24 protein-coding genes and 1 pseudogene are annotated in these 23,348 nt (G+C 56.5%); 14 read left to right on the top strand and 11 right to left on the bottom strand.

All coding sequences use genetic code 11. The annotated features are described in order from the left end of the window. Nucleotides 1–99: 99 nt before the first annotated feature. Nucleotides 100–819, bottom strand: coding sequence for a response regulator transcription factor CtrA (gene ctrA, locus BUB72_RS05000; RefSeq protein ID WP_073141260.1), 720 nt, complete (start codon nucleotides 817–819; stop codon nucleotides 100–102). Nucleotides 820–901: 82 nt separating this feature from the next. Continuing rightward, nucleotides 902–1,195, bottom strand: coding sequence for a CtrA inhibitor SciP (gene sciP / locus BUB72_RS04995; RefSeq protein ID WP_073141258.1), 294 nt, complete (start codon nucleotides 1,193–1,195; stop codon nucleotides 902–904). Between the two features lie 131 nt (nucleotides 1,196–1,326). Between sciP and mnmA the strand changes: the two genes are divergently transcribed. Then, nucleotides 1,327–2,475, top strand: a complete 1,149-nt coding sequence (mnmA, locus tag BUB72_RS04990) for a tRNA 2-thiouridine(34) synthase MnmA (protein WP_073141256.1) — start codon at nucleotides 1,327–1,329, stop codon at nucleotides 2,473–2,475. Between the two features lie 274 nt (nucleotides 2,476–2,749). Here the strand turns inward: mnmA and BUB72_RS19035 are convergent. Both BUB72_RS19035 and BUB72_RS04980 read right to left on the bottom strand, forming a co-directional pair. After that, nucleotides 2,750–3,319 (bottom strand): annotated as a pseudogene (locus tag BUB72_RS19035) (glycosyltransferase); the annotation flags it as partial. 131 nt (nucleotides 3,320–3,450) lie between these two features. Continuing rightward, on the bottom strand, nucleotides 3,451–3,906 hold the full coding sequence (locus tag BUB72_RS04980; protein WP_073141253.1) for a type II toxin-antitoxin system RatA family toxin: 456 nt from the start codon (nucleotides 3,904–3,906) through the stop codon (nucleotides 3,451–3,453). Nucleotides 3,907–3,982: 76 nt separating this feature from the next. Here BUB72_RS04980 and hpt point away from each other — a divergent pair, with 76 nt between their 5' ends. From hpt to BUB72_RS04960, 4 genes are all read left to right on the top strand, one after another. Beyond that, nucleotides 3,983–4,519: a hypoxanthine phosphoribosyltransferase gene (gene hpt / locus BUB72_RS04975; protein WP_073141252.1), complete on the top strand. Its 537-nt coding sequence runs from the start codon at nucleotides 3,983–3,985 to the stop codon at nucleotides 4,517–4,519. Continuing rightward, on the top strand, nucleotides 4,516–4,695 hold the full coding sequence (locus BUB72_RS04970) for a hypothetical protein (protein WP_073141251.1): 180 nt from the start codon (nucleotides 4,516–4,518) through the stop codon (nucleotides 4,693–4,695). Before hpt ends, BUB72_RS04970 begins: the two co-directional genes overlap by 4 nt. Before the next feature lie 99 nt (nucleotides 4,696–4,794). Further along, on the top strand, nucleotides 4,795–5,259 hold the full coding sequence (locus BUB72_RS04965; RefSeq protein ID WP_073141250.1) for a cytochrome c: 465 nt from the start codon (nucleotides 4,795–4,797) through the stop codon (nucleotides 5,257–5,259). Nucleotides 5,260–5,262: 3 nt separating this feature from the next. Next, nucleotides 5,263–6,165 carry a cytochrome c gene (locus BUB72_RS04960; RefSeq protein WP_073141249.1) on the top strand — a complete coding sequence of 301 codons (903 nt, stop codon included), beginning with the start codon at nucleotides 5,263–5,265 and terminating at the stop codon, nucleotides 6,163–6,165. On the opposite strand, the gene lipA is transcribed toward BUB72_RS04960, so the two are convergent. The 5 genes from lipA to BUB72_RS04935 all read right to left on the bottom strand — a co-directional run bounded on the left by lipA (nucleotide 6,162) and on the right by BUB72_RS04935 (nucleotide 10,353). After that, on the bottom strand, nucleotides 6,162–7,121 hold the full coding sequence (gene lipA, locus BUB72_RS04955; RefSeq protein WP_073141248.1) for a lipoyl synthase: 960 nt from the start codon (nucleotides 7,119–7,121) through the stop codon (nucleotides 6,162–6,164). The genes BUB72_RS04960 and lipA overlap by 4 nt on opposite strands. Nucleotides 7,122–7,234: 113 nt before the next feature. Beyond that, a complete protein-coding gene (locus BUB72_RS04950) occupies nucleotides 7,235–7,594 on the bottom strand; it encodes a hypothetical protein (protein WP_139250610.1) in 360 nt (119 codons plus the stop codon). 107 nt (nucleotides 7,595–7,701) lie between these two features. Next, entirely contained in the window at nucleotides 7,702–8,403 is a 702-nt protein-coding gene (locus BUB72_RS04945; protein WP_073141246.1) for a hypothetical protein, read from the bottom strand. A gap of 3 nt (nucleotides 8,404–8,406) precedes the next feature. Continuing rightward, entirely contained in the window at nucleotides 8,407–9,357 is a 951-nt protein-coding gene (locus BUB72_RS04940) for a DUF4123 domain-containing protein (protein WP_073141245.1), read from the bottom strand. Between the two features lie 84 nt (nucleotides 9,358–9,441). Further along, on the bottom strand, nucleotides 9,442–10,353 hold the full coding sequence (locus BUB72_RS04935; protein WP_425435149.1) for a DUF6456 domain-containing protein: 912 nt from the start codon (nucleotides 10,351–10,353) through the stop codon (nucleotides 9,442–9,444). A 495-nt stretch (nucleotides 10,354–10,848) separates the two neighbouring features. Between BUB72_RS04935 and BUB72_RS04930 the strand changes: the two genes are divergently transcribed. Continuing rightward, nucleotides 10,849–11,172: a DUF6477 family protein gene (locus BUB72_RS04930; protein ID WP_073141243.1), complete on the top strand. Its 324-nt coding sequence runs from the start codon at nucleotides 10,849–10,851 to the stop codon at nucleotides 11,170–11,172. 7 nt (nucleotides 11,173–11,179) lie between these two features. Here BUB72_RS04930 and BUB72_RS04925 read toward each other — a convergent pair whose 3' ends face one another. After that, the gene (locus BUB72_RS04925) at nucleotides 11,180–12,721 is read right to left on the bottom strand and encodes a trimethylamine methyltransferase family protein (RefSeq protein ID WP_073141242.1); all 1,542 of its coding nucleotides are present in this window, start codon (nucleotides 12,719–12,721) and stop codon (nucleotides 11,180–11,182) included. A gap of 176 nt (nucleotides 12,722–12,897) precedes the next feature. On the opposite strand from BUB72_RS04925, the gene guaA reads away from it, so the two are divergent. Further along, nucleotides 12,898–14,475 (top strand): glutamine-hydrolyzing GMP synthase, encoded by a 1,578-nt coding sequence (gene guaA, locus BUB72_RS04920; protein WP_073141241.1) that lies wholly within the window; start codon nucleotides 12,898–12,900, stop codon nucleotides 14,473–14,475. Nucleotide 14,476: 1 nt separating this feature from the next. Here the strand turns inward: guaA and BUB72_RS04915 are convergent, their stop codons facing one another. After that, complete coding sequence (locus BUB72_RS04915; RefSeq protein ID WP_073141240.1) at nucleotides 14,477–15,901, bottom strand: FGGY family carbohydrate kinase; 1,425 nt, start codon at nucleotides 15,899–15,901, stop codon at nucleotides 14,477–14,479. Between the two features lie 293 nt (nucleotides 15,902–16,194). On the opposite strand from BUB72_RS04915, the gene BUB72_RS04910 reads away from it, so the two are divergent. The 7 genes from BUB72_RS04910 to BUB72_RS04880 all read left to right on the top strand — a co-directional run bounded on the left by BUB72_RS04910 (nucleotide 16,195) and on the right by BUB72_RS04880 (nucleotide 23,339). Continuing rightward, on the top strand, nucleotides 16,195–16,704 hold the full coding sequence (locus BUB72_RS04910; RefSeq protein ID WP_073141239.1) for a TRAP transporter small permease subunit: 510 nt from the start codon (nucleotides 16,195–16,197) through the stop codon (nucleotides 16,702–16,704). Continuing rightward, nucleotides 16,704–18,029, top strand: a complete 1,326-nt coding sequence (locus BUB72_RS04905; protein WP_073141238.1) for a TRAP transporter large permease — start codon at nucleotides 16,704–16,706, stop codon at nucleotides 18,027–18,029. Before BUB72_RS04910 ends, BUB72_RS04905 begins: the two co-directional genes overlap by 1 nt. A 69-nt stretch (nucleotides 18,030–18,098) precedes the next feature. Continuing rightward, nucleotides 18,099–19,139 carry a twin-arginine translocation signal domain-containing protein gene (locus BUB72_RS04900; RefSeq protein ID WP_073141237.1) on the top strand — a complete coding sequence of 347 codons (1,041 nt, stop codon included), beginning with the start codon at nucleotides 18,099–18,101 and terminating at the stop codon, nucleotides 19,137–19,139. 126 nt (nucleotides 19,140–19,265) lie between these two features. After that, nucleotides 19,266–20,129 carry a DMT family transporter gene (locus BUB72_RS04895; RefSeq protein WP_073141722.1) on the top strand — a complete coding sequence of 288 codons (864 nt, stop codon included), beginning with the start codon at nucleotides 19,266–19,268 and terminating at the stop codon, nucleotides 20,127–20,129. A gap of 150 nt (nucleotides 20,130–20,279) precedes the next feature. Next, nucleotides 20,280–21,404 carry an OmpP1/FadL family transporter gene (locus BUB72_RS04890; RefSeq protein ID WP_073141236.1) on the top strand — a complete coding sequence of 375 codons (1,125 nt, stop codon included), beginning with the start codon at nucleotides 20,280–20,282 and terminating at the stop codon, nucleotides 21,402–21,404. A gap of 106 nt (nucleotides 21,405–21,510) precedes the next feature. Then, complete coding sequence (locus BUB72_RS04885; protein WP_073141235.1) at nucleotides 21,511–22,422, top strand: DMT family transporter; 912 nt, start codon at nucleotides 21,511–21,513, stop codon at nucleotides 22,420–22,422. Between the two features lie 53 nt (nucleotides 22,423–22,475). Then, nucleotides 22,476–23,339: an ATPase gene (locus BUB72_RS04880; RefSeq protein ID WP_073141234.1), complete on the top strand. Its 864-nt coding sequence runs from the start codon at nucleotides 22,476–22,478 to the stop codon at nucleotides 23,337–23,339. Nucleotides 23,340–23,348 lie beyond the last annotated feature (9 nt).

Genomic DNA, 23,348 nt, shown 5'->3' with positions numbered 1-23,348 from the left:
GCGTCCAGTGGATCGCGCTATTGAAGGGGTTTCCGACTTCGCTTAAATGCGAAAAGGCGCACCCGTGGAGGCGCGCCTTTTTAATCAATCCGCTATCGCTTAAGCACTCGCTGCGATGCGCTTTTGCCCTGTGTCTATACTCGGTTGAGGATCCCGCAATACATAGCCCCGCCCCCAAACGGTTTCGATATTACTTTCGCCGCCGGTCGCTGTGGCCAGCTTCTTGCGCAGCTTGCAGATAAAGACATCAATAATCTTGAGTTCCGGCTCATCCATGCCCCCGTAAAGATGGTTCAAGAACATCTCTTTCGTCAGCGTGGTTCCTTTGCGCAGGCTCAACAGTTCCAGCATCTGGTACTCTTTGCCAGTCAGGTGCACAGGTGCATCGTCTACTTCGACGGTTTTGGCGTCAAGATTCACGGCAATGCTACCGGTTTGGATGATCGACTGGGAATGACCTTTGGAACGCCGGATAATCGCATGAATCCGCGCGACCAGCTCTTCGCGGTGGAACGGTTTCGTCAGATAGTCATCCGCGCCAAACCCGAAGCCTTTCAACTTGCTTTCGGTATCATCTGCACCGGACAAGATCAGGATTGGCGTTTCAATGCGCGCCTGACGCAGTTGGCGCAGCACTTCGTGACCTGTCATGTCGGGCAGATTCAGATCAAGCAGGATCAGATCGTAGTCATAGAGCTTCGCAAGATCGATACCTTCCTCCCCCAAATCGGTCGAGTAAACATTCAGATTTGCGTGAGTCAGCATCATCGAGATGGACTTGGCCGTAGTTGGATCGTCTTCGACGAGTAGCACTCGCATTATGGTGTCTCCGGTTTTCGTCCCCTCAAGTCTGTTAACTCTAAAATCGAAAAGGTTAATGTGAGGTTACCACGGGATGCCTTTATCTCTTTTCCACACTGTTTTGTCTATAATTCTGCAGTGACGTCGCGCGAAGTGCCTTTACACCGTGATCAGCGACCGCGCTGCGCCACGACTCCAACTCTTCTTCCGACAAGCCATATAACTCACAAGCCTCTTCTTCCGAAATCAAGGTGGCCTCGACCGCGCGCACTACCAATGCCTTCCGGCTGGCGACCCAACGCCGGGTCGTGCGATCCGGTAAATCCGCACGGCTCATGGTGGTGCCATCTTGCAAAGTGACCATACGCGGGCCTGTTTCTCGCTTTAGATACATCTACAAATCGTCCCGAATACTTATCTACAGATGCCTTTTTCGCAGCGATGCCTTAAAGGGAGGTGAAGCAAGATCTTGTGACTAGCTAAGATTTTCCTATATTCTCGACTATCCCTGCAACGGAGGCCGTTATGGCACTGGACTGGACACCTGGACGTCTGAATTCGCTTGGCTTTGCCAAGCCCCCTTCCAAGACCCGCGTCGTTGTGGCGATGTCCGGAGGCGTTGACAGCTCCGTCGTTGCCGCTCAATTGGCCGAGGAAGGCTACGACGTCGTCGGCGTCACCTTGCAGCTTTACGACCACGGTGCCGCCTTGGCCAAAAAGGGGGCGTGCTGTGCAGGCCGTGACATTCACGATGCCCGCCGCGTGGCCGAAGATATGGGGTTTCCGCATTATGTGCTGGATTACGAAAACGTCTTCAAAGACGCGGTGATCGACGAGTTCGCCGACAGCTATCTGGGCGGCGCAACTCCCGTGCCCTGCATCCGCTGCAACGAGCGTGTAAAGTTCAAGGACCTGTTGGAAACCGCCAAGGATCTTGACGCGGATTGCATGGCAACGGGCCACTATATCCAGCGCAAGATGGGTGAGCACGGGGCGGAGCTGCATTCGGCGGCAGACGCAAACCGTGACCAAAGCTATTTCCTGTTTTCCACCACGCCCGCACAACTCGACTACCTGCGCTTTCCGTTGGGCCATTTGGCCTCGAAAGCGGAAACACGGGCCTTGGCGTCGAAATACGGGCTGTCGGTGGCCGACAAACCCGACAGTCAGGACATCTGTTTCGTGCCGAATGGCGACTACGCCTCGGTCATTGAAAAACTGCGCCCCGGTGCGGGTGAGCCAGGTGATATTGTCGACATGAACGGCAAGGTGCTTGGCAGCCATAACGGCGTGATCCACTACACCATTGGCCAGCGCCGCGGGCTTGGTGTCGGTGGGCTGGCGTCGCCGCTTTATGTTGTGAAGCTGGACGTGGACAAAAAACACGTGATTGTCGGCCCGAAAGAGGCATTGGCGACCCGCACGATACCCGTGCGCGAAATCAACTGGCTTGGAGACACTCCTTTTGACAGTCAGACCGAATGGCATGTTGCCATCAAAGTCCGCTCGACGCGGCCACCTGCCCCTGCCGTCATTCGTCCGATCTCAGCCACCGAGGCCGAGGTTGAACTTTTGACGCCGGAAGAAGGCGTGTCACCGGGACAAGCCTGCGTATTCTATGACGAAGGCTCGTCTCGCATCTTTGGTGGTGGCTGGATCTGGCGCGGTTACTAAAGCGTTTAGCCGTCTTCCGCATCCGCACGACACCGTCGACATCCACAGGTTTTGGTAAGGGTCGGTCATCGACTACTGGAATGTCATGCGGCAAGCGCAACACTCCGAAGTCCTGCTGCGCTTGCGCCAGCACCTGTTCCTCGATGGGCGGCATCTGCTGTGCCAGTTTGCCCGTCACGATGCGCAGGCAATTAAAGCGTTTGGTGCGGATCGAGACATGTGGAAATTTCACACCCAAACCATCAGGGTTAATAAGCGCAGGATTGTACCGGCTCACCGCGCGCGCCACGAGGCTAAGACCGAACGGTGTTTTTCGCAGGGCCGTTGGTTCCAGGCCAGTAATCTTTTTGCCCTGCATGCGAAGGTTCAGCCCGCGCCGGAATGACATGAATGTTCCTTTTGAGGCTGCGCGCTTATCCTCTTGCGCTTCGGCCGACCAGTTTTCGATGGCGTGTTCGCGAAGGGTTCGCACAAAGCGCTCGCCGAAGGCGTCGCCATCCAACACTTGCGTTTGGATCACCGGCTCCTGACCGCGTGCGTGTTGCTGCATGAAATGGCGAAACACCCGTCCCGGTATCAGTGGTTGTGCGTACAAGACCTGCGATCGGCCCGGTAGGTAGTGATTAAGCAACCATGTCAGATGATCCTTGCACGCATCCGGCATACGGTCGCTGCTCAACAAAACCAGCCTGAACGCTGGGTCTTTTTGGTCACGCAATGACGGCAGGGTCAGCCGCTCCAGCATCTCGAACTGCTGTAAAACGTCGTCTTCGTTGAACTTTCGGGATTGCCGCGCCTTACGGTTCACAAGCCCCGTGGGCTTTCCACAATAGGAAAACCGCATCTGGAAAAATACTTCCATACTCTCACCACTAACTACTACTCGGGGGCTTCGCCCCTGTTTTGATTATGTGATGAGGGTGTCCGCTGGTCGCTTGCAGATCAACTGGTTAACGTTAGGTAAAGATGCAGGTGTTACCCGCTTACACCATACAGATCAGCCGCACGGCTTTCAAAGGCGCGGACCACGCGCTGCATGGCTTCGTTGAAAAACAACCCTGCCGCACCTTGCAAAATGCGGTTCTTGAATTCGAAATCCACAAAGAACTCGACTTCGCAAACGTGTGGACCGAGGTCATGAAATTCCCATGTGCTTTTGAGAAACTTGAACGGGCCATCAAGGTATTCCGTGTCGATCTGCATATCTTCGGACCACAGCGTTACCTTGCTTCCAAAGCGTTCGCGAAAGACTTTGAAGCTTATCACCAGATCGGCCAGCATAACTTCGGCGGCACCTTCATCAACGCGCGACCGGATGCGTGCAGCCGAGCACCATGGCAAAAATTCGGGGTATTTTGCGACATCCGCGACTAGGGCATACATCTGATCTGCACTATAGGGTAACTTGCGTTTTTCGCGGTGACTTGGCATAGGCGTCAGGGGCTCTGCTTGCTCTAAGGTTGATGGGGGGTGTCCCTCAATCGCGCGTAAATTTCAAGGGGATAACATGTCTCATCCAGCCTATGTCATCGACGAGCTGATTTCGGCGAAGTCTATTGCGGCCCGTATCGAGACGCTTGCCCGCGAAATTCACGACCGGTTCAAGGACACAGACAAACTCGTCGTCGTCGGTCTTTTACGCGGATCTTTTGTGTTCATCGCGGATCTCGTACGCGAGTTGGACCTGCCGGTGGAGGTCGATTTTCTGGAAGCCTCCAGCTATGGCGACGGCATGGAAAGTTCCCGTGAGGTCCGCATCCTGAAAGATCTGCGTGGCGAAATTGGTGGTCGCGATGTGCTGGTTGTCGAGGACATTGTCGACACCGGGTTTACCCTGTCCCACGTGCTGCACCTGCTGGAAAGCCGCTCCCCTGCCCGCATCGAAACGATTGCGCTGCTCGACAAGCCCACGCGCCGCGAGGTCGACATTAAGGCGACATGGACAGGGTTCGAAATCCCCGATGAATTCGTCGTCGGCTACGGCATCGACTATGCGCAGCGCAACCGCAACCTGCCCTATATCGGCAAAGTCCGCTTTACATGAGTTGGAGGTGGCTTTGGCGTGCGTCTATCTGGGCACGGCGTCCACCATCAGATCGTCGGGTGAAGCTGGTGGTCGGGTTGATTGTTGCCTGCATCGCCATCGCCTTGATCGAACACTATATCGGCTGGCCTGACTGGGCCCAAATGGAGCGCAGCCCGCGCGCGCCGCGGTACTAAGCCGACCGATCACGGTTTCGGCACTGGACTGAACGCAATCTCTAAGACAGATTAAAGCTACCTTACTTAAAGTCAGCCAACCTGTTCTTAGGAGCCAATATGTCCAAATCAGCATTCGCAGCCGCTTTCATCTTCGCAACTACCGGACTTGCCTTCGCAGGGCCTGACCATGACGATCTTCCGGCAGAGGTTCAAGCCCGTCACGGTCTTATGGCAAACTACGCGCTCAACTTGGGTGTTTTGGGCGACATGGCCAAAGGTAAAACCGATTACAACGCCGAGGTCGCGGGAGTTGCCGCTGCAAACCTTGCGGCATTTGCGAACACGGACCAGTCGCTCTTGTGGCCAGCCGACACGGACACAATGTCCATTGAAGGAACACGGGCGCTTCCAAAGATTTGGGATGACAGAGCAGATTTCGACGCCAAAGAGGCTGATATGGCCAAAGCCGCAGAAATGGTTGCCAGTGTCGCGGGAACCGACCTTGCGGCCCTGCAAGGGGCTATGGGTGGTGTCGGCGGCGCATGCGGCGCTTGTCACAAGCTGTACCGCGAACCCAAATAGGCGATGCTCAAGCGCACTATAACCGCCGTCGCCCTTCTGGGCGCCGGTGTGGCTTGGTGGGTCACCGCCCCCGACTATCTGTCTCATGCAGCTGAAACGGCGTTGATGACGGCCGAGCCTGACACTGATCTGGGAGAGCAGGTATTCTGGGCCGCGGGCTGCGCATCCTGCCACGTGGCACCGGCCACTGAGGAAAGCGATGCACCTATCCTGTCAGGTGGGCAGGCGTTCGCCAGCGATTTCGGTACGTTCTACGCGCCGAACATTACCCCGTCTCCGGCGGGGATCGGTGGCTGGACGCTGCTGGAATTCGCCAACGCCGTGCAATCCGGTATCAGACCCGACGGCGCGCATTACTACCCTGCCTTTCCCTACACGGCCTATGCCAAGGCAAAGCCCGAAGATATCGCGGCGCTCTATGCCTATATGCAAACCCTCCCCGCCGACGCGACAGCGTCCCGCCCTCACGAGGTCGGGTTTCCGTTTAACATCCGTCGCAGTCTTGGAGGGTGGAAGTTCTTGTTCGGCACGCCAGATGGCCCTGATCTAGCGGCCAACTCCCCGTCAATCGAGCGTGGCACCTATCTTGTCGAGGCATTGTCGCATTGCACGGAGTGCCACACCGAACGCAACGCATTTGGCAGGCTGGACACCAGCCGCTGGCTGGCCGGCGCGCCCAACCCGAATGGCAAAGGGCGCATCCCGAACATCACCCCCGCGTCGCTGGACTGGTGCGAGATTGATCTGATGGCCTACTTCACCACAGGGCTTACCCCCGACTACGACAGCGCCGGAGGACACATGGCATCAGTTGTGCAAAACCTGGCCCGCTTGCCAGAGACAGACAGACAGGCGGTCGTCGACTATTTGAAAGCCCTGCCCCCGATCGCCGATAGCACGCCTTAGGCTTGACCCATCTTGGCCAAACGCGCCTCGCGCAATTTGGCGAAATCGTCGCCCGCATGGTAGCTTGACCGGGTCAGGGGCGTTGCCGAGACCATTAAGAAGCCCTTACCGAACGCGGCTTTCTCGTACGCTGCAAATTCGTCAGGTGTTACGAAGCGGTCGATGCGGTGGTGCTTCGGGGTCGGTTGCAGGTATTGCCCGATTGTCAGGAAGTCGATATCCGCCGCGCGCATGTCTTCCATAACCTGCATTACGGACTGACGGTCTTCCCCAAGGCCGACCATGATGCCGGATTTGGTGAACATCGTCGGGTCCAGCTCCTTCACCCGCTGCAACAACCGTAACGAATGGAAGTACCGCGCGCCGGGCCGAACCTCTGGATAAAGGCCGGGCACGGTCTCCAGATTGTGGTTAAAAACATCTGGCCGTGCTTCAACAACGACCTCCAACACTTTGGGATCACAACGAATAAAGTCAGGCGTGAGAATTTCAATCGTGGTCGACGGAGACTGACGCCGAATGGCGCGGATCGTCTGGGCAAAATGCTCCGCACCGCCATCTTCGATGTCGTCGCGATCCACCGAGGTGATCACCACATGGTTCAACCCCAGCTTCTTCACGGCATCTGCAACGCGACCCGGCTCGAACACGTCCAGATCTTCTGGCGGCTTGCCGGTCGCGATGTTGCAGAAGGTGCAGGCCCGCGTGCAGACCTCGCCCATGATCATCATCGTGGCGTGTCCTTGGTTCCAGCACTCGCCGACATTCGGGCAACCCGCTTCTTCGCACACGGTGGTCAGCTTGTGATCACGCATGATTTTGTGCGTTTCTTTGTATCCTTCGCCGACAGGCGCTTTCACCCTGATCCAAGTCGGTTTTTTGGGCTGGGCATTGTCTGGACGCTTCGCCTTTTCGGGGTGGCGCTGGCTTGGGATTTTCAGGTCGCGGGTGGCCATGAGAAAGCGGCTCCTATAAAGATTGCCCAGCATATAGATGGAGAATTGGTTTAACACTAAACGATCTAGTGTCGCAGGGGCAACCGCGCCCGATGCAACACAGCTACCCGCTGTTATCCCTCGTGATCCTGAACCACCAACTTTGCTGCCAGTTTCGGGCGCTCTGACACGTAGGCCAGAAACGCCAAACGGCAGTCCGGCAGCACATTATACAAATTGAGTTGAGTGTTCCGAGTAACCTCACTGCTCAGCGTGATGTCAATCCTAGTTGGCGTTACGGTGAACTGTTCAACGAATTCTGTCTCATTCGCAAACTTCGTGCCTTTGCCAAGTATGCTAAATGCATCTCCGTCCTCAATAAACGAGAATCTGAAGGAAGAAGGGAACTCGTATTTTTTCGGATCCTGCTGCATCACCAGCCCGAACCAGTCATCTTCATAGCGGCAGGTCGTAAAGACGTTTTCGTTATCCATGAAAAGCCTATTCCTTTCTCGTTGGACCGATGCAGGTCCAAATGTGTACTCATAAAGCGCAAACAATCCAATCGCGAGCAACATTGAACCTAGAAGTATCCGCCAGTTCAAAACGGACTCCATCCTCGTTCAATGGCACGCATATTGCGGTTCCACTCCTCCGAGATCGATCGCGTGCCCTGACTGACGTTTTCCTTCGCCTCCCGCGCGCCTCGGATGGCATCTCCGGTAACTGGTAAACACTCATAGGGCGGAAAATCAGCGGCAGGCACATGACGACCAGAAAGCACAGTGAACGTATAAGCCGGGCGCACCGGCCCATTTGGAGGAATATACTCCCGTATAGAAATGCCCGCGCGGGTGAGTATTTCCAGCGCAAAATTATTACATTGCCGCGACCAAAGCGAATACTGACCTGGTGAAGCGGTGCGATCGAAGATCAGCTTGTGGGCGTTTCGTGCCTCCTGAAAGCCTATGGTCCAAAGCTTGTCAGCGTAGAAACTGCCACCACTTTTATAATATGCGGAATCGTTGCGCACCTGTCCCGGCGCAGAAACCACGCGGCCCGAGCCTTCGGTAAACACGCTCCGGTAGTCTTGATCCGTCTTGGGGTAAAACCCCACAATGACCTTTTCACCAGTGTTTGAACCGTCCTCCGCCATCCCGTCGATGGCGATAAAGGAGTGTCCGACATAGTCGCAACGATCGGACAGGATTGCACAAAGCTCGATATCGAATGTGTCACAAACGGCGCAGACGTCAGTGCCGCTGCCGGGTTCAGCACTCGGGTTTACATGACCTCCACCCATTCTCTAAGTCTCCACCAATTGCTCGACAGGCGCACGGTTTTGCAAGGCTCGGGCACGTGGCATCTGTCCCGAATAGTTCGGTGACCGCAATGCCTTAGCGGCCCAGTCCAGCCGGCTGTCAAAATCATCGCCAAAGCGCATCGCCATATCAACAAATACCTTCTGCGGCCCACGCTTAGTCAGCCCATAGCTGCCATGGGCGCGGCGTAGCAGATCGTCCAGCCGCGCCCTGAGCGCTTCATCATCGCCAGCGTGTTGCACCGCGCCTTCATGCTCGGCGCGCACATAGGCCACCATTTCGAGAAGGAACCGCATCCATGACACGGCGGAAAATGCGTGAAAATGTTCAGGTCTCAGCGGAAAGCTACGCTTTGCAACGGCTTCGCTGGCATCCTCAAGTCTGAGGTCAACCAGTGTGTCACCCTTGGCTATTGGCAGCATCAAGCGCGTGAACAGCGTGCCACCGAAGAACCCTTCGAGCTCTTCATCGCTACATACTTCAAGAAATCCCAAGAGCATATCCGGCTCCCAAAACCGGAAGTAATACCCCTTGCCTAGAACATCCACCATTCGAGTAAACTTACGCCAATGTGCCTGAACCGCATCGCGCGAGGCGTGGGATGACATCAAGATCATCCCACCCTTTCCCCACAAATGCCAAGGGGCGTCAGACGCCGTGATCACATTACCGGCGAAGCGGTTGGTCTGATCCAGCCGGTGAACATACGGCGCCTGATCGCGCATCTCATTGGCAAGTTCGCCTGTGAACAGGCATGCACCGACATTGCCTTGCGCTTCAGCCAATTCGACCACGTTAATCAGCACACCAGAGTCGAGAACAGCGTAACATGCACCAACCTCATCATTGGCACCGTCTGCCCCAAATAAGGCGCACCGCTTCTCTGCGTCCAACTCAAGAACGCCAGTATAATCAACACGAGTAAGTTTCGACATCGACAAAAATTTCCTAACAATGCCGTCACGCTATCAAGCAAAGTTTGTTCTGTCTATCGAAGCAGTCGCGGCGCGGTTTCCCGCCTATCCGATCATCGCGCTAACATGCCCGTTCGCATCCATGTAGTGGCGGTGCAATCGCTGAAGTGCGATCCGCAAAACAACCTTCCCGGACCGCGCGGACCAACCCATGCGTTTTTCAGCGGCCTCAAGTCCTTCCAAAAAGCAGCAGCACCGCATGATGATATCGCTCAGCCCCGGGCCCAGCTCGTCCAATGCGCTGAGGATACGTTCTCTCGCCGCTTTCGGAGCCTCCGCAATCGTGGCATCACCCGAAAGCTCTGTGCGATCTCCAGAGACCATGAAGCGGTCCCACCGCAACGCTGCACCCTGCCCCATCTGCGCGAGCTCATAATCCTCGCGGAACCGCTCCCCTGCCTGCACTAGGTCAGGTGCCAAGAAGGTACGGCCATCCTTGTCGCGACGTCGGGCCAACATAGCCAACGGGCTTTCCGCCATGCTGGAGCGGCCCACACCTGTCACAGTGCTTGCGCCCAGCCTTTGGTCCCAGTCCGATTGCGAGTCGCGGAACGGGCTCGCCCCATCCTGCGCCCCTTTCATTCGCCGTTTGCGAGTGATTTCCTCGTCAAGATATTGCTTCAACGCGGCGCGACCTGCCGTGGTGATGCTGTAACTTGCAACCCGTCCCGTACGCGTGCAGTTGATCCAGTCTTTCAATGCGAAGGCCTGTGCGACCTCGCGAGAGACGACCGCCGTACGGGTTGGCGGGCCGTCCTTGAACGAGCGCAACACCACGGCTTTATCCATGTCCGAGGCCAGCGCCAGAACCGCACCAGTTTCGCACAACCGACGAAGGACGCGACGCGCCTCCCGCGCCAGCGCGTCTTCGTCGTCCAGAAGGGCTGGCCCTTTGGGCTCACTCGCCTGGTTTGCTTTGGAATAGGTTTCGGAATGGTAACGAGCATGTGCGGTCATTTTTGGCAGTCCTTGTAGAGTATCGGTCGGTTCACGGTGGATGAAATTGCGGCTTAGGCGATGCAGGGCCTCGTCGACCAACGGGTCATCCCGTCGGTTTTCAAAGCGGCGTACCTGCCGCAAGATCGTCGAGGCGTGGCAACCTTCTCGCCGTGCTAAATCCCTGAGAGACAAGCCCTTTTCTGTGTGAAACAAATACCGTCGAGCTGCGTCCGGAATCCATGTTGGCAGCAAACGATCCGGTGGCAATGTGGCAGTAGAAAACATGTGAGACGTCCCCCAGGTCAGCAGGGCAAAGGCGGCAAAAGCCCCTAAGCAACTCGCACAACTTGAGGTTGTATTGCTTACGAGTTGGTTAACAACGTCGGCATTCGCGTAATTTTGTTTCCAAATAGTAAACAGCCGATTGCGCAGCGGTCGCTCGGCTGATTGTCGCGCAACAGCGGCGTTCGCAGCCGTAGTTTGGCAAGGTAAATTGAACTCCGGAGCACTGCCATGACCGACCTGACCACCCAAATCACCGACCTTCGACGCCCCCGCCTTTTGGTGCGCGCGGCCCGTCATGGGATGAGTGCCTACCGCCGAAGCCGCGATCTGCGCCGCATCACAGGGCAGTCACACTCGACCTCGCCACGCGTGGTGGTGGAGACCTTGTTGCATCAAGAAGAACAGGTCGAGCAGATACGTCTGGCGCGCGACGGCACCTATAACGTCAACAAACATGTTGAGCTGCTCATCGCCTTGATGGCCGAAAGCCGTTGCCTGCCGTTGGAAACACGCCAAACGGGCCGCCCGGGCTGGCGACCCAAACTGGTGTGAGGGAAACCTAAATAAAGGAATCCTGCATGCTGTCTTTCTTCTCACGGACATAGGCGCGCAGCGCTTCGTCGATAGCAGGGTCCAGATGCGGTTGCTGATAGTCGTTCAACTGTTTCTCGACCCGCGCCGTCGCAAGCGCCACGGTATCGCGTTCGCCCTCATCCGCCCATGTCTCGAACGGCTTGTAGTCGAACAGATCGGACCGCCAGAACGCTGTCTTGAAGTTGTTTTGCGTGTGCTCGCAGCCCAGGAAGTGACCACCCGGCCCGACTTCGCGCAATGCCCCCATGGCTTGCGCGTTTTCGTCAATGCTCACGCCCTTGGCGAAGTGATGCAGCGTGCCAAGTTGATCGGCGTCCATCACGAATTTCTCGAAAGACGAGACCAGCCCGCCCTCAAGCCAGCCGCAGCCGTGAAGCATGAAGTTCACGCCGGACAGCAGCCCCATATTCAAGCTGTTTGCAGTCTCATAGGCTGCCTGCGCGTCAGGTAGCTTGGAGCCGCAGAACGATCCAGCGGAGCGATATGGCAGACCAAGGCGACGCGCCAACTGCCCTGCCCCGTAGGTGATGTGGGACGCTTCCGGCGTCCCGAATGTCGGCGCGCCGGAGTTCATGTCGATGGATGTCACAAACGCACCCATGATCACGGGCGCCCCTTTGCGCACGAGTTGACTGTAAGCCACGCCAGCCAGCACTTCCGCCAGCACTTGCGTCAAGGTTCCGGCAACAGAAACCGGTGCCATCGCCCCGCCAACAATGAACGGGGAGATAATGCACGCCTGATTAGCGCGCGCATAGACTTCCAGCGCGCCCATCATGATCGAGTCAAATGTCATCGGAGAGTTGATGTTGATCAGCGACGTCATCACCGTGCGCCCGTCAAGGCCGCCAAACAGAATCTCGCACATATCGACAGAGTCCTGCGCGCGCGAAGGCTCTGTCACCGACCCCATGAACGGCTTGTCGCTCAGCGACATGTGCGCGTAGAGCATATCCAGGTGACGCTTGTTTACCGGAACATCCGTAGGCTCGCAGACCGTTCCGCCGGAATGGTGCAGCCACTTGGACATATAGCCCAGCTTCACGAATTTGTTGAAATCGGCCATCGTCGCGTAGCGGCGTCCGCCCTCGGCGTCACGCACGAAGGGCGGCCCATAGACCGGTGCGATAACAAGGCTCTTGCCGCCGATCTCCACCGAACGCTCCGGATTGCGGGCGTGTTGCGTGATCGTTGACGGGGCGGTCTTGCACAGCTCGCGGGCCAAACCGCGTGGGATGCGAACGCGCTCACCATCAATTTCGGCCCCCGCTTCGCGCCACAAATCCAACGCGTAGGGGTTGTCCACAAAGTTCACGCCGATTTCGGCCAGCACCGTTTCCGCGTTTGCTTCGATGATTTGAAGCGCTTCTTCCGTCAGCACTTCGAAGTTGGGAATGTTGCGTTCGATATACTTGGCTGTCTCGACCGAGACCGCCGTGCGCTCGGCGCGACGGGCAGCACCACCGCCTCCACGGGTACGTCGACGTGGTGTATCTGTATCGGACATAGCGGGCTCCCTCAATTCGTTACCAGTGTGATTACCCCAACATGCGCCGGACCAAGGCCAGAAACCGCCCCTTGCGGCGAAAAAGCGACATGGCGCAACAATTATGGTCTGGCAGGTGGCCTCTACCCCTCGTCAAGCCTCTTGCAACGCGAGGCTCAGCCTCATAATCAGCGTGCATGACAGATCATCTCATTGACCCCGCCGCCACCCATGAAAAACTTCTGATCATCGACTTCGGGTCGCAGGTCACCCAACTCATCGCGCGCCGCCTGCGCGAGTTGAATGTTTACTGCGAAATCCATCCCTACCAAAAAGTGGACGACGCGTTTCTAACCGAGTTCGCACCCAAAGCCGTTATCTTTTCCGGCGGACCGTGTTCGGTCATTGATGAAGGTTCTCCGCGCCCACCGGAAAGCGTTTACGATTTGGGCGTGCCGATCTTGGGTATTTGCTACGGCCAGCAGGTGATGATGCAAGGTCTTGGCGGGCTGGTGGAACGGGGCCATGGCACCGCAGAGTTCGGCCGCGCTTACGTGGTTCCCCGCGGGGAACTTGAGCTGTTGCAAGGTTGGTTTTTGACTGACAAAGAACAGGTCTGGATGAGCCACGGCGATCACGTCTCGAAAATCGCACCGGGGTTCGAAGTTTACGGCACCTCGCCAAATGCGCCGTATGCGATCACCGCCGATGTGAGCCGCAATTTCTACGCCGTGCAGTTCCACCCCGAGGTTCACCATACACCGAACGGTGCTAGGCTTTACGAGAACTTCGTGCGCATGGCGGGCTTCAGCGGCGACTGGACCATGGGCGCATATCGCGAACAGGCGATTGCGGCGATCCGTGAACAGGTCGGCACCAGCCACGTCATTTGTGGCCTGTCCGGCGGTGTGGATTCGTCCGTCGCCGCGGTGCTGCTCCACGAAGCTATCGGCGACCAGCTAACATGCGTCTTTGTTGACCACGGGTTGCTGCGTAAGGGTGAGGCCGACGAGGTCGTCACCATGTTCCGCGACAACTACAACATGAAGTTGATCCATGCTGACGAGCAGGAATTGTTCTTGGGCGAGCTGGATGGCCAATCCGACCCCGAAACCAAGCGCAAGATCATCGGCAAGCTGTTCATCGACGTGTTTCAGAAATATGCCAACGAGATCGACGACGCCAAATTCCTGGCCCAAGGGACGCTTTATCCTGACGTGATCGAAAGTGTCAGCTTCTCTGGTGGCCCCTCGGTGACGATCAAGTCGCACCACAATGTTGGCGGACTGCCCGAAAAAATGGGCCTGAAGCTGGTCGAGCCACTGCGCGAGTTGTTCAAAGACGAGGTGCGCGCGCTTGGCACCGAACTGGGCCTGCCCAAATCGTTTATCGGTCGGCACCCTTTCCCCGGACCGGGTCTTGCCATTCGCTGCCCCGGCGAGATCACCCGCGCCAAGCTCGATATCCTGCGCGAAGCAGATGCGGTCTATATCGACCAGATCCGCAAGCACGGGCTCTATGATGATATCTGGCAAGCGTTCGTTGCGATCCTGCCTGTTAAGACTGTTGGCGTCATGGGCGACGGTCGCACCTATGACTATGCCTGCGCCCTGCGCGCGGTGACATCGGTCGATGGTATGACCGCCGATTACTTCCCGTTCGATCACGACTTCCTCGGGGAGACCGCCACGCGGATCATCAACGAAGTGCCGGGCATCAACCGCGTCACCTATGACATCACCTCGAAGCCTCCGGGCACGATCGAGTGGGAATAGGCTAGGTTTTTACGAAGTCTTTTGACGCCGCGACCGCGCGGTGGAATCGCTCGACCGGAAGGGATATTCCCGTCTCTGGCTGAATTGAGCCGAATTGCGAGGTCGGTTGTAGGTCGATCCCCATCGGAACTGCCGCGAGACCGATCGTTCCTAACCCCGTCAGCTCCGGCATTGCAGCAGGCCGGATTTCCCGTTTGGTCACATCCGCCAGAAATTGGGTGAAGTACGGATTCTGGCTTATGCCACCATCAATGGCCAAGGCACCAGATAGTGGGATGCAGGTGTTCATGGCGCTCACCACCTCTGACGCTCTTAATGCGACACCTTCCAGAATGGACTGCACCATTTGCGCAGGGCCATGGTCAATGGAAAGTCCCAGCCAGATGCCGCGTGCATCGGGGCTCCAATGTGGGCAGCCCAATCCGGCCAACGCTGGTACGAAAACAAGGCCTTTTTCAAGTGCGGATGGTCGTGCGAAATCGTTAATCTGGCCGAAATCCTCGAACAATCCGAGTGACTTGGCCCAGTTAAGAGCAGCACTGGCGGTGTAGACCCCGCCATCCAAAGCAAAGACCGGTTTTTCACCGTCTAACTGCCATGCGACCGTTGGAAGCAATCCCATTTCCGGTTTGTTAACGATCTCAGCGCCCGTTACCATCAACGCGAACGCCCCTGTGCCGAACGTGATCTTTGCGTCGCCTGTGGTGCGACACCCGAACCCGTAGAGCGCCGCTTGCTGATCGACGACGCTGGCCGCCACCGGTACCCGTCCATGCGCCGTTTCAATCGCGCCGAAATCACCGGTCGTCGGAACAATCTGCGGCAAACACTCCATCGGGACGCCGAACAAGTCGCACAGAGTTTCATCCCATTCGAGCCGCTCCAGATTCATCAACGATGTGCGGCTTGCGGTGGTCACGTCGGTGACGAAACGGCCCGTCAGCCGATCGAGGAAAAACGCGTCTGTTGTCCCGAGCCTTAGGGTGCCGCGCCTTATCGCCTCCTGCACAGCTGAACTGTTTCGGACGATCCATCCCAATTTGCTGGCGGAGAAATATGGATCGAGCGGCAACTTGGCACGTGCCATCACCTCGGCTTCGTGGCCGTCTGCTTTGAGGGCGGCGATCTGCCATGATGTGCGATTGTCCTGCCAGACGAGGACCGGCGTCAGCGCTTCCTTGGTCACCGCATCCCATGCCAAGCAGCTTTCACCTTGGTTATCGATGCCGATGGCGTCAATGGGACCAACCGCGTTGATGCAGGCCCGAATGTTGGCGATCAGTTCTTCGGGATCATGCTCCACCCAACCTTCGTGTGGATAGAATTGCTGGTGCTGGATTGCGTGAACGACCTGAGGCACGCCGTCCGGCGACAATGATAATATGCGCGTGCTGGTCGTGCCCTGATCGAGTCCTGCGAGTCTCATACATCCCTCTCCGTCGTCACCACCCAGCCATAAATTCCCGACCTGTCAAGCGGCGGAGATCACTCCAAGCCAGAGAATCCATGCAAGGTTTGCCCGTTACTGCTCTGTTTTTGATCATATTTTGATTATTTTTGACCATTTGGTCACCGATTTGTTTACAAGTTTCAACACCTTGTTACAGTTGATGCAGGTAGCTTGTGGGGGATGCCGCGTGTCGAGGACTAAATTACTTAGCAAGATAAACGGGTTGATCGCTCCATGAGCGTCGTAGTCCTACAGCCGTCCGGCGCTCCATGCTGAAAATTGCCACGACCTACGTGCGCGTTGTCGACCGAGTGAACTACGTCCTCGGTCGGATCATGATGTATAGCCTGTTCGCGATGATCGCGATTTTGCTGTGGTCGACAATTTCCAAACAGATGTTCGTCGTCCCGTCATACTGGACACTGGAAATGGCCCAGTTTGCATTGGTGGCCTATTATCTGGTCGGCGGCCCCTACTCTATCCAGATGGGATCAAACGTGCGGATGGACCTGTTTTATGGCGAATGGTCCGACCGCAAGAAGGCGTGGGTCGACAGCTTCACCGTGCTGCTGCTGATCTTCTATCTGGGGGTGCTGCTTTATGGCGGGATCGATTCCACGCGTTATTCCCTTGAATATAACGAACGCGCGCCCACCCTTTGGCGGCCCCTGCTGTGGCCGGTCAAAACTGTCATGTGCTTCGGCATTTTCATGATGTTACTTCAAGCGGTTTCCGAGCTGATCAAAGACATCGCAAAACTCCGCGAGGTCGAGCTTTAATGTCCTATGAACTGATCGCCATTTTGATGTTCTCGTCGATGATGCTGATGCTGATGACGGGACAGCGGGTGTTTGGCGCGATTGGTGGCATCGCCTCGATTGCGGCGCTGACTTTGTGGGGGACCGGTGGGTCCGACATTCCGTTTTCCGCCGCCATGAAGGTGATGAAATGGTACCCGATGCTGACCCTGCCGATGTTCATCTTCATGGGCTACGTGCTGTCGGAAAGCCGCCTTGCCGATGACCTATACAAGATGTTCCACGTCTGGATGGGGCCGATCAATGGCGGGCTGGCCATCGGCACCATCGGGCTGATGGTGCTGATCTCGGCCATGAACGGATTGTCGGTGGCTGGCATGGCCATCGGGGCGACCATTGCCTTGCCCGAACTCCTCAAACGGGGGTATGACAAACGAATGGTGACCGGCGTTGTGCAAGCCGGATCATCTTTAGGGATTTTGGTGCCGCCCTCGGTCGTGTTGGTACTTTACGCAATGATCGCGCGCCAACCGGTGGGGCAGCTTTGGCTGGCGGGCATCCTTCCCGGATTGATGATGGCGGGGCTGTTTATCCTCTACATCTACATTCGTTGCCGCATTCAACCAGAACTTGGCCCTGCCCTTAGCGAAGAAGACGTGAGCAGCGTGCCGCGGGCAGAGAAGATACGTCTGTTGAGGTCCGGCCTGCTTCCGCTGACGATTTTTGCGTCCATGATGGTGCCGTTCCTGAATGGCTGGACAAGTCTTGTCGAAAGCTCCGCCATCGGCGCGCTGGCGGCCTTCATTGCAGCGGTGCTGAAAGGCCGGATGACACGCGAGGTGTTCGAGACCTCAACCCGCATGACTTTGGCGATTTCGTGCATGTTCATGTGGATCGTGCTGGCTGCTTTGGGCTTTGGCGCTGTGTTTGACGGCTTGGGTGCCGTAAAGGCTATCGACAACCTGTTTACCGAACAACTTGGCCTCGACCCTTGGGTAATCTTGATCCTGATGCAGTTGTCGTTCCTGCTGATGGGGACCTTCCTTGATGACACAGCCATGCTGGTCATCGTGGCACCGCTATATGTGCCGTTGGTCAAGGTGCTGGGGTTCGATCTGATCTGGTACGGCGTGCTTTACACCATCACCACGCAGATCGCCTATATGACGCCGCCCTTCGGCTACAACCTGTTCTTGATGCGGGCGATGGCGCCGCCGGAGATCGGGATCAAAGACATTTATTCCTCCATCATTCCCTTTGTCTTGGTGATGCTGGGGTCCCTCATCCTGATCATGGTGTTCCCGCAGATTGCCATGTGGCTCCCCAACTACGTGTACGGAAAATAACAAACCCAATTCGAGAGGCAGTCCATTTTTGCAAACGACCCCTGAGCAAGGTCAAACAAGGAGAGTACTATGACTTCCAGACGTAAGTTCCTGACGACAGCGACGATAGGTGGCGCAGCCGCCCTTGCCGCTCCGAGCGTGGTCAAAGCGCAAGCCCCTATTAAGTGGCGGTTACAAACCTACTCCGGCGCGCCTCTTGGGGCCCATGTGATCAAGCCGCAGATCGAGGCGTTCAACAAGGCGGCCAATGGCGAGATGGAGATCGAGCTGTTTTACGCAGACCAACTGGTGCCAACGGGCGAGTTATTTCGTGCCTTGCAAAACGGCACACTCGACGCGGTGCAATCGGACGATGCGACCATGGCGTCGCCTGCGGATATCTCCGACTTTGGCGGCTACTTCCCGTTCTCTTCGCGCTACAGCCTTGACCTGCCTGTGCTGTTCAACCGCTACGGTCTGAACGAAATCTGGCAGGAAGCCTATGACGACATTGAAGGTGTCGAGTGGCTGGGGGCCGGTGCGTGGGATCCGCTGCACATCTTCACCACCGAAAAGAAGATTGAATCTCTTGATGACATGCGCGGGCTGCGTGTGTTCGGCGTGCCGACCGCAGGTCGCTTTCTGTCGCGCTATGGTATGATCCCTGTCACGGTACCGTGGGAAGACGTGGAAGTCGCACTTCAAACCGGCGAGCTGGACGGTGTTGCATGGTGCGGCTTTACCGAGGCCTATGAAGTCGGCTGGGCGGATATCTGCAAATATGCGCTGCTGAACAACGTGACCGGCGCGTGGTGCGGGTCGTATTTTGCCAACAGCGACAGTTGGGCCAAGGTGCCACCGCATCTGCAAGAGCTGTTCAAAATGTCGATGGACCAGTCGCACTACTATCGTCAGGTTTGGTACTGGGGTGGCGAAGCCGACCTGCGGGTCAATGGTGACAAGTTGGAGCTGTCGACCATCCCTGCCGAGGAATGGGAAACCGTTGTCGGCGATGCGGCTGGCTTCTGGGACGAACTGGCGTCGCGCAACGAGCGGTCAGCCCGTGTCATCGAGATTTTCAAAAAATACCGTGACACGATGCAAAAGGCGGGCGTTCCTTACCGTTATTAAGTGTAAAACCTTCGAGCGGGCTGCGTGACTGGCCCGCTCGTCTTCCCCTCCTCCATTGCAATTCGGCTTGACCATTCTTCCGGAAGCAGCTTTGCAGTCGGGATGACGATTTTACCCCGCTCAGATATGCGTTTGGCTGCCCTGTGGATGACGGGTGCGATTGTGTCGTTTTCGGCTATGGCCGTCGCCGGGCGTAAAGTCACTGCGGAGCTTGATACGTTCGAGCTGATGACCTACCGCTCGATAATCTCGTTGGTCTTGGTCTTGGCCATTGCTGCGTTCGCAGGAACGCTTAATCAGATAAACGCCCGCAGTATTCGCCTTCATACAATCCGGAACCTGTCGCATTTTGCAGGCCAGAACATGTGGTTTGCCGCGATCACGATGATCCCGCTGGCACAGGTGGTGGCGCTTGAATTCACCTCTCCGATCTGGGTGGCCTTGTTGGCCCCGTTATTTCTGTCAGAGCGCCTGACCCCGCTCAGGATATTTGTCGCGATCCTTGGCTTCATCGGTGTGCTGGTCGTCGCGCGTCCGGATTTGAGCCATATCGAGTTAGGCTCCTTGCTGGCATCAGGGGCTGCGATCGGGTTTGCGGGCTCCGCTATTGCAACGAAGCGTTTGACGCGGCACGAGTCAATCACCTGCATCTTGTTTTGGCTGGCGCTTATGCAGGCCGTTTTCGGGCTTGTTACTGCGGGTTGGGATGGTCAGATCACTGTTCCTTCCGTGAAGCTGCTGCCTTGGGTCGCGCTTGTTTCTGTTACCGGACTGGGTGCGCATTTCTGCCTAACGACCGCGCTAAAGCACGCCCCTGCGGTCATCGTTATGCCGATGGATTTCGCCCGTCTGCCGCTTGTTGCGATGTTGGGAATCGCCTTCTTTTCGGAAACGGTCGATATTTGGGTCTTCGTCGGAGCAGCAATTATTTTTGGTGCCAACTACCTGAATATCGCCGCAGAGGCGCGGCGCAACAGGGCGTTGACCTAGGGGAAATGTGCGCTTTTGGCCACGTCTGAGGGACCGCGCCGCAAATTCTGCAGGCAAAATGGTTGTGACGCTGGGTCACAAATTGACGTGAGCGGAATGTCGCCCCTAGGGTGGGTTAAAGTCATATTCAAGTGTTTCGGGGAGGAAACCATGAAGAACTTCGTAAGCGCCGCAGCAATACTCGCTGCAAGCACATCCATCGTTTCGGCGGGCGGTCTCGACCGTTCCGGTCAACCGATTGGCATCATTTTTGAGCAAGGCAATCGCGTCGAGTTGAGCTTCGGATATACGAAGCCGAGCGTCGGTGGCACGGATGTTCTTACCAACTCGATCAGCAGCGTGGCTAGCAACTACCTGACTGCAGGCGTTGCCTTGAAGTATGATTTTAACGACAAGATTTCGTTCGCCCTGATTGTTGACGAACCTTACGGTTCCGATGTTACCTACCCGGGTTCTTCGGCGACAACGATGCTAGGCGGAACACGCGCTATTGTAGACAGCTACGCAGTCACTGGTATCGGTCGCTACAAGTTCAACGAGAATTTCTCGGTGCATGGTGGCATACGCTATCAAGAGATTTCTGCCGGTGTTACGCTCGGCGGTTTGGCGTATGCTGGACTTAACGGATACAACGCTGAATTTGCCAGCGATGGTGCTTTTGGCTTCCTTGTCGGCGGCGCATATGAACGCCCCGACATCGCACTTCGTGTGGCATTGACCTATAATTCGAAAATCACGCACAATTTAGCGACACAAGAAACTATCGGCGGGGCGCCTGTTGCCGCTCCGGGGTCGACAGAAGTCGTTGCACCGGAAAGCATCAATCTTGACTTCCAAACCGGTATCGCCAAAGACACCTTGCTCTTCGGGAGCATCCGCTACGCAAGACATAGTCAGGTAATTGTTTCGCCCGCATTTTTTGACACGGCGCTTGGCCCTACCCCTGGTGACAGCTTGACCAGTCTCGAAAATAGCTTGGATTTCACGGTCGGTATTGGGCGCAGGTTTAACGACCAATGGTCGGGCTTTGTATCCTATACTCAAAATTCCAAGGGTGACGACGACCTAGTATCGCCACTTGCCCCGACAAATGGCTCCAAGGCGATCACTATTGGTGGCAAATACACCATGGACGCGGTCGAAATCTCGGGTGGCATTCGTTACACCAAGCTAGGTGATGCACGACCTGAGACAGGCACTCCAGACGTTGCACGAGCCAATTTCACGGGCAACAGCGCTGTATCCGCCGGCCTGAAGATCGCCTACAAGTTCTAGGCTTTCATATTACTCTAGAAAAGGGTCCAAACTCATGAGTTTGGGCCCTTTTTATTGCGCATACTTCGGGTCGCCCTGACCGGCCAATTCGCGCAAAAGGCACAATATGAACGCTCAAAAAACAATGTCCGGCCAAGCATGGGTCGAGATGGCGCTACTTGCCGTCATCTGGGGCGGCTCGTTCCTGTCCATACGCCTTGCGCTGAATGAAATTCCGGTCATGACCGCTGTCGCACATCGGGTGTTTTGGGCGATGTTGGTGCTTTGGGCCTATATCCTGCTCCGCAAGCTCCCCGTGCCGCGAAGCTTGAGGATTTGGGCGGCCTTTCTGGTCATGGGATTGCTGAACAATGTCATTCCCTTCGTGCTTATGGCGTGGGGACAGCTGCATATCGAGACCGGGCTTACCTCCATCCTGAACGCCACCACTGCAATTTTCGGTGTGGTCGTGGCCTCCGTCGTTTTTGCTGATGAGCGCCTGACGCTGAACCGTGCCGTGGGCGTCGTCCTCGGGTTCTTTGGCGTGGCGACTGCAATCGGGCTAGAGAACTTGGCGAATTTTGACATTCGCTCCACCGCGCAACTTGCTGTTTTGGCTGGAACTTTGTCATACGCGTTTGCTGGCGCTTGGGCGCGACGGATGCTCTCAGGTTTACGGCCACAAGTGGCGTCTGCCGGAATGCTGACCGGATCCGCCCTTGTCATGGTGCCTTTGGCGATTGCGGTGGACGGCACACCATCGTTCCAACTCAGTGCCACGGCTTGGGGGGCCATCGGGTATTACGCAGTTATCGCCACGGCATGCGCCTACCTGCTTTATTACCGTATCCTCGCGATGGCAGGCAGCGGTAATCTGATGATTTGCACACTGCTTGTCGCGCCCGTGGCGATCATACTCGGCGCAGTTGTGCTGGGTGAGGAACTAGCTCCTAGAGCCTATGCCGGCTTTGCACTTCTTGCCTTGGGTCTGCTGGTGTTGGATGGCCGCATCTTGGCGTTTTTCCGCAAAGCCCCCTAGCAAGCGCGCGTTTGCCCCGCTACCTATTTGCGCGAGGACAAGGAGCGACGCGCATGATCTATAATTCTGGCCAGGACTGGCTGCAAGCCGACGGAAAGAAAGTGCTGTTCTTCGGCATGTCCGGCCTTGGAAAAACGCATATATCCAACATGTTGCGCGCCTCCGGCGACTGGTTTCACTATAGCGCTGATTACCGCATCGGCACACGCTATATGGGCGAATACATCACTGACAACTTCAAACGCCGCGCGATGCAGGATCCGTTTCTGGCGGAGCTTCTGCGGTCGGACAGCATCTATATTGCGTCGAACCTGACCTTTGAAGACTTGTCGCCCTTGTCAACTTATCTGGGCAAGCCCGGCAACCCTGACTTGGGCGGCCTCAGCTTCGCAGAATATCAAAAGCGTCAGGCACAGCATCACCGCGCCGAAGTCGCGGCCCTGTATGACACGGCGCATTTCATCGACCGCGCCAAGGACCTTTATGGATATAGCAATTTCGTGTGCGACAGTGGTGGCTCAACCTGCGAGGTTGTTGATCCCTTCAATCCTGAAGACCCGTTGCTGGCCGAGCTTTCCAAGAACCATCTCATGGTCTGGATTGAAGGCTCTAACGACCATGAGGCGGAACTGGTGCGTCGCTTTAAACGCGCACCGAAACCGATGTGTTACCGTCCGGAGTTCCTGAAGGAGTTGTGGCAAGAGTATTTGGACAATCACAAATGCGCCGAGGAAGAGGTTAATCCGAACGATTTCATGACCTTCACCTATGCCCGCGCCATTTCGCAAAGAGAGCCGCGCTACCGTGCGATGGCCGATAATTTCGGGATCAAGGTTTCTCACACCGATCTGGGAAAGGTCACCACGCCCGAAGGTCTCGACGAGTTGATCGCGGCGACCCTTGGCAACAAAGCCTGATCGACCTAG

Origin of the sequence: Litoreibacter ascidiaceicola, assembly GCF_900129235.1 — a bacterium.
GTDB classification, from domain to species: Bacteria; Pseudomonadota; Alphaproteobacteria; order Rhodobacterales; family Rhodobacteraceae; genus Litoreibacter; species Litoreibacter ascidiaceicola.
The sequence above is the reverse complement of the archived record's forward strand: the minus strand, read 5'-3'. Positions and strand labels throughout refer to the sequence as shown.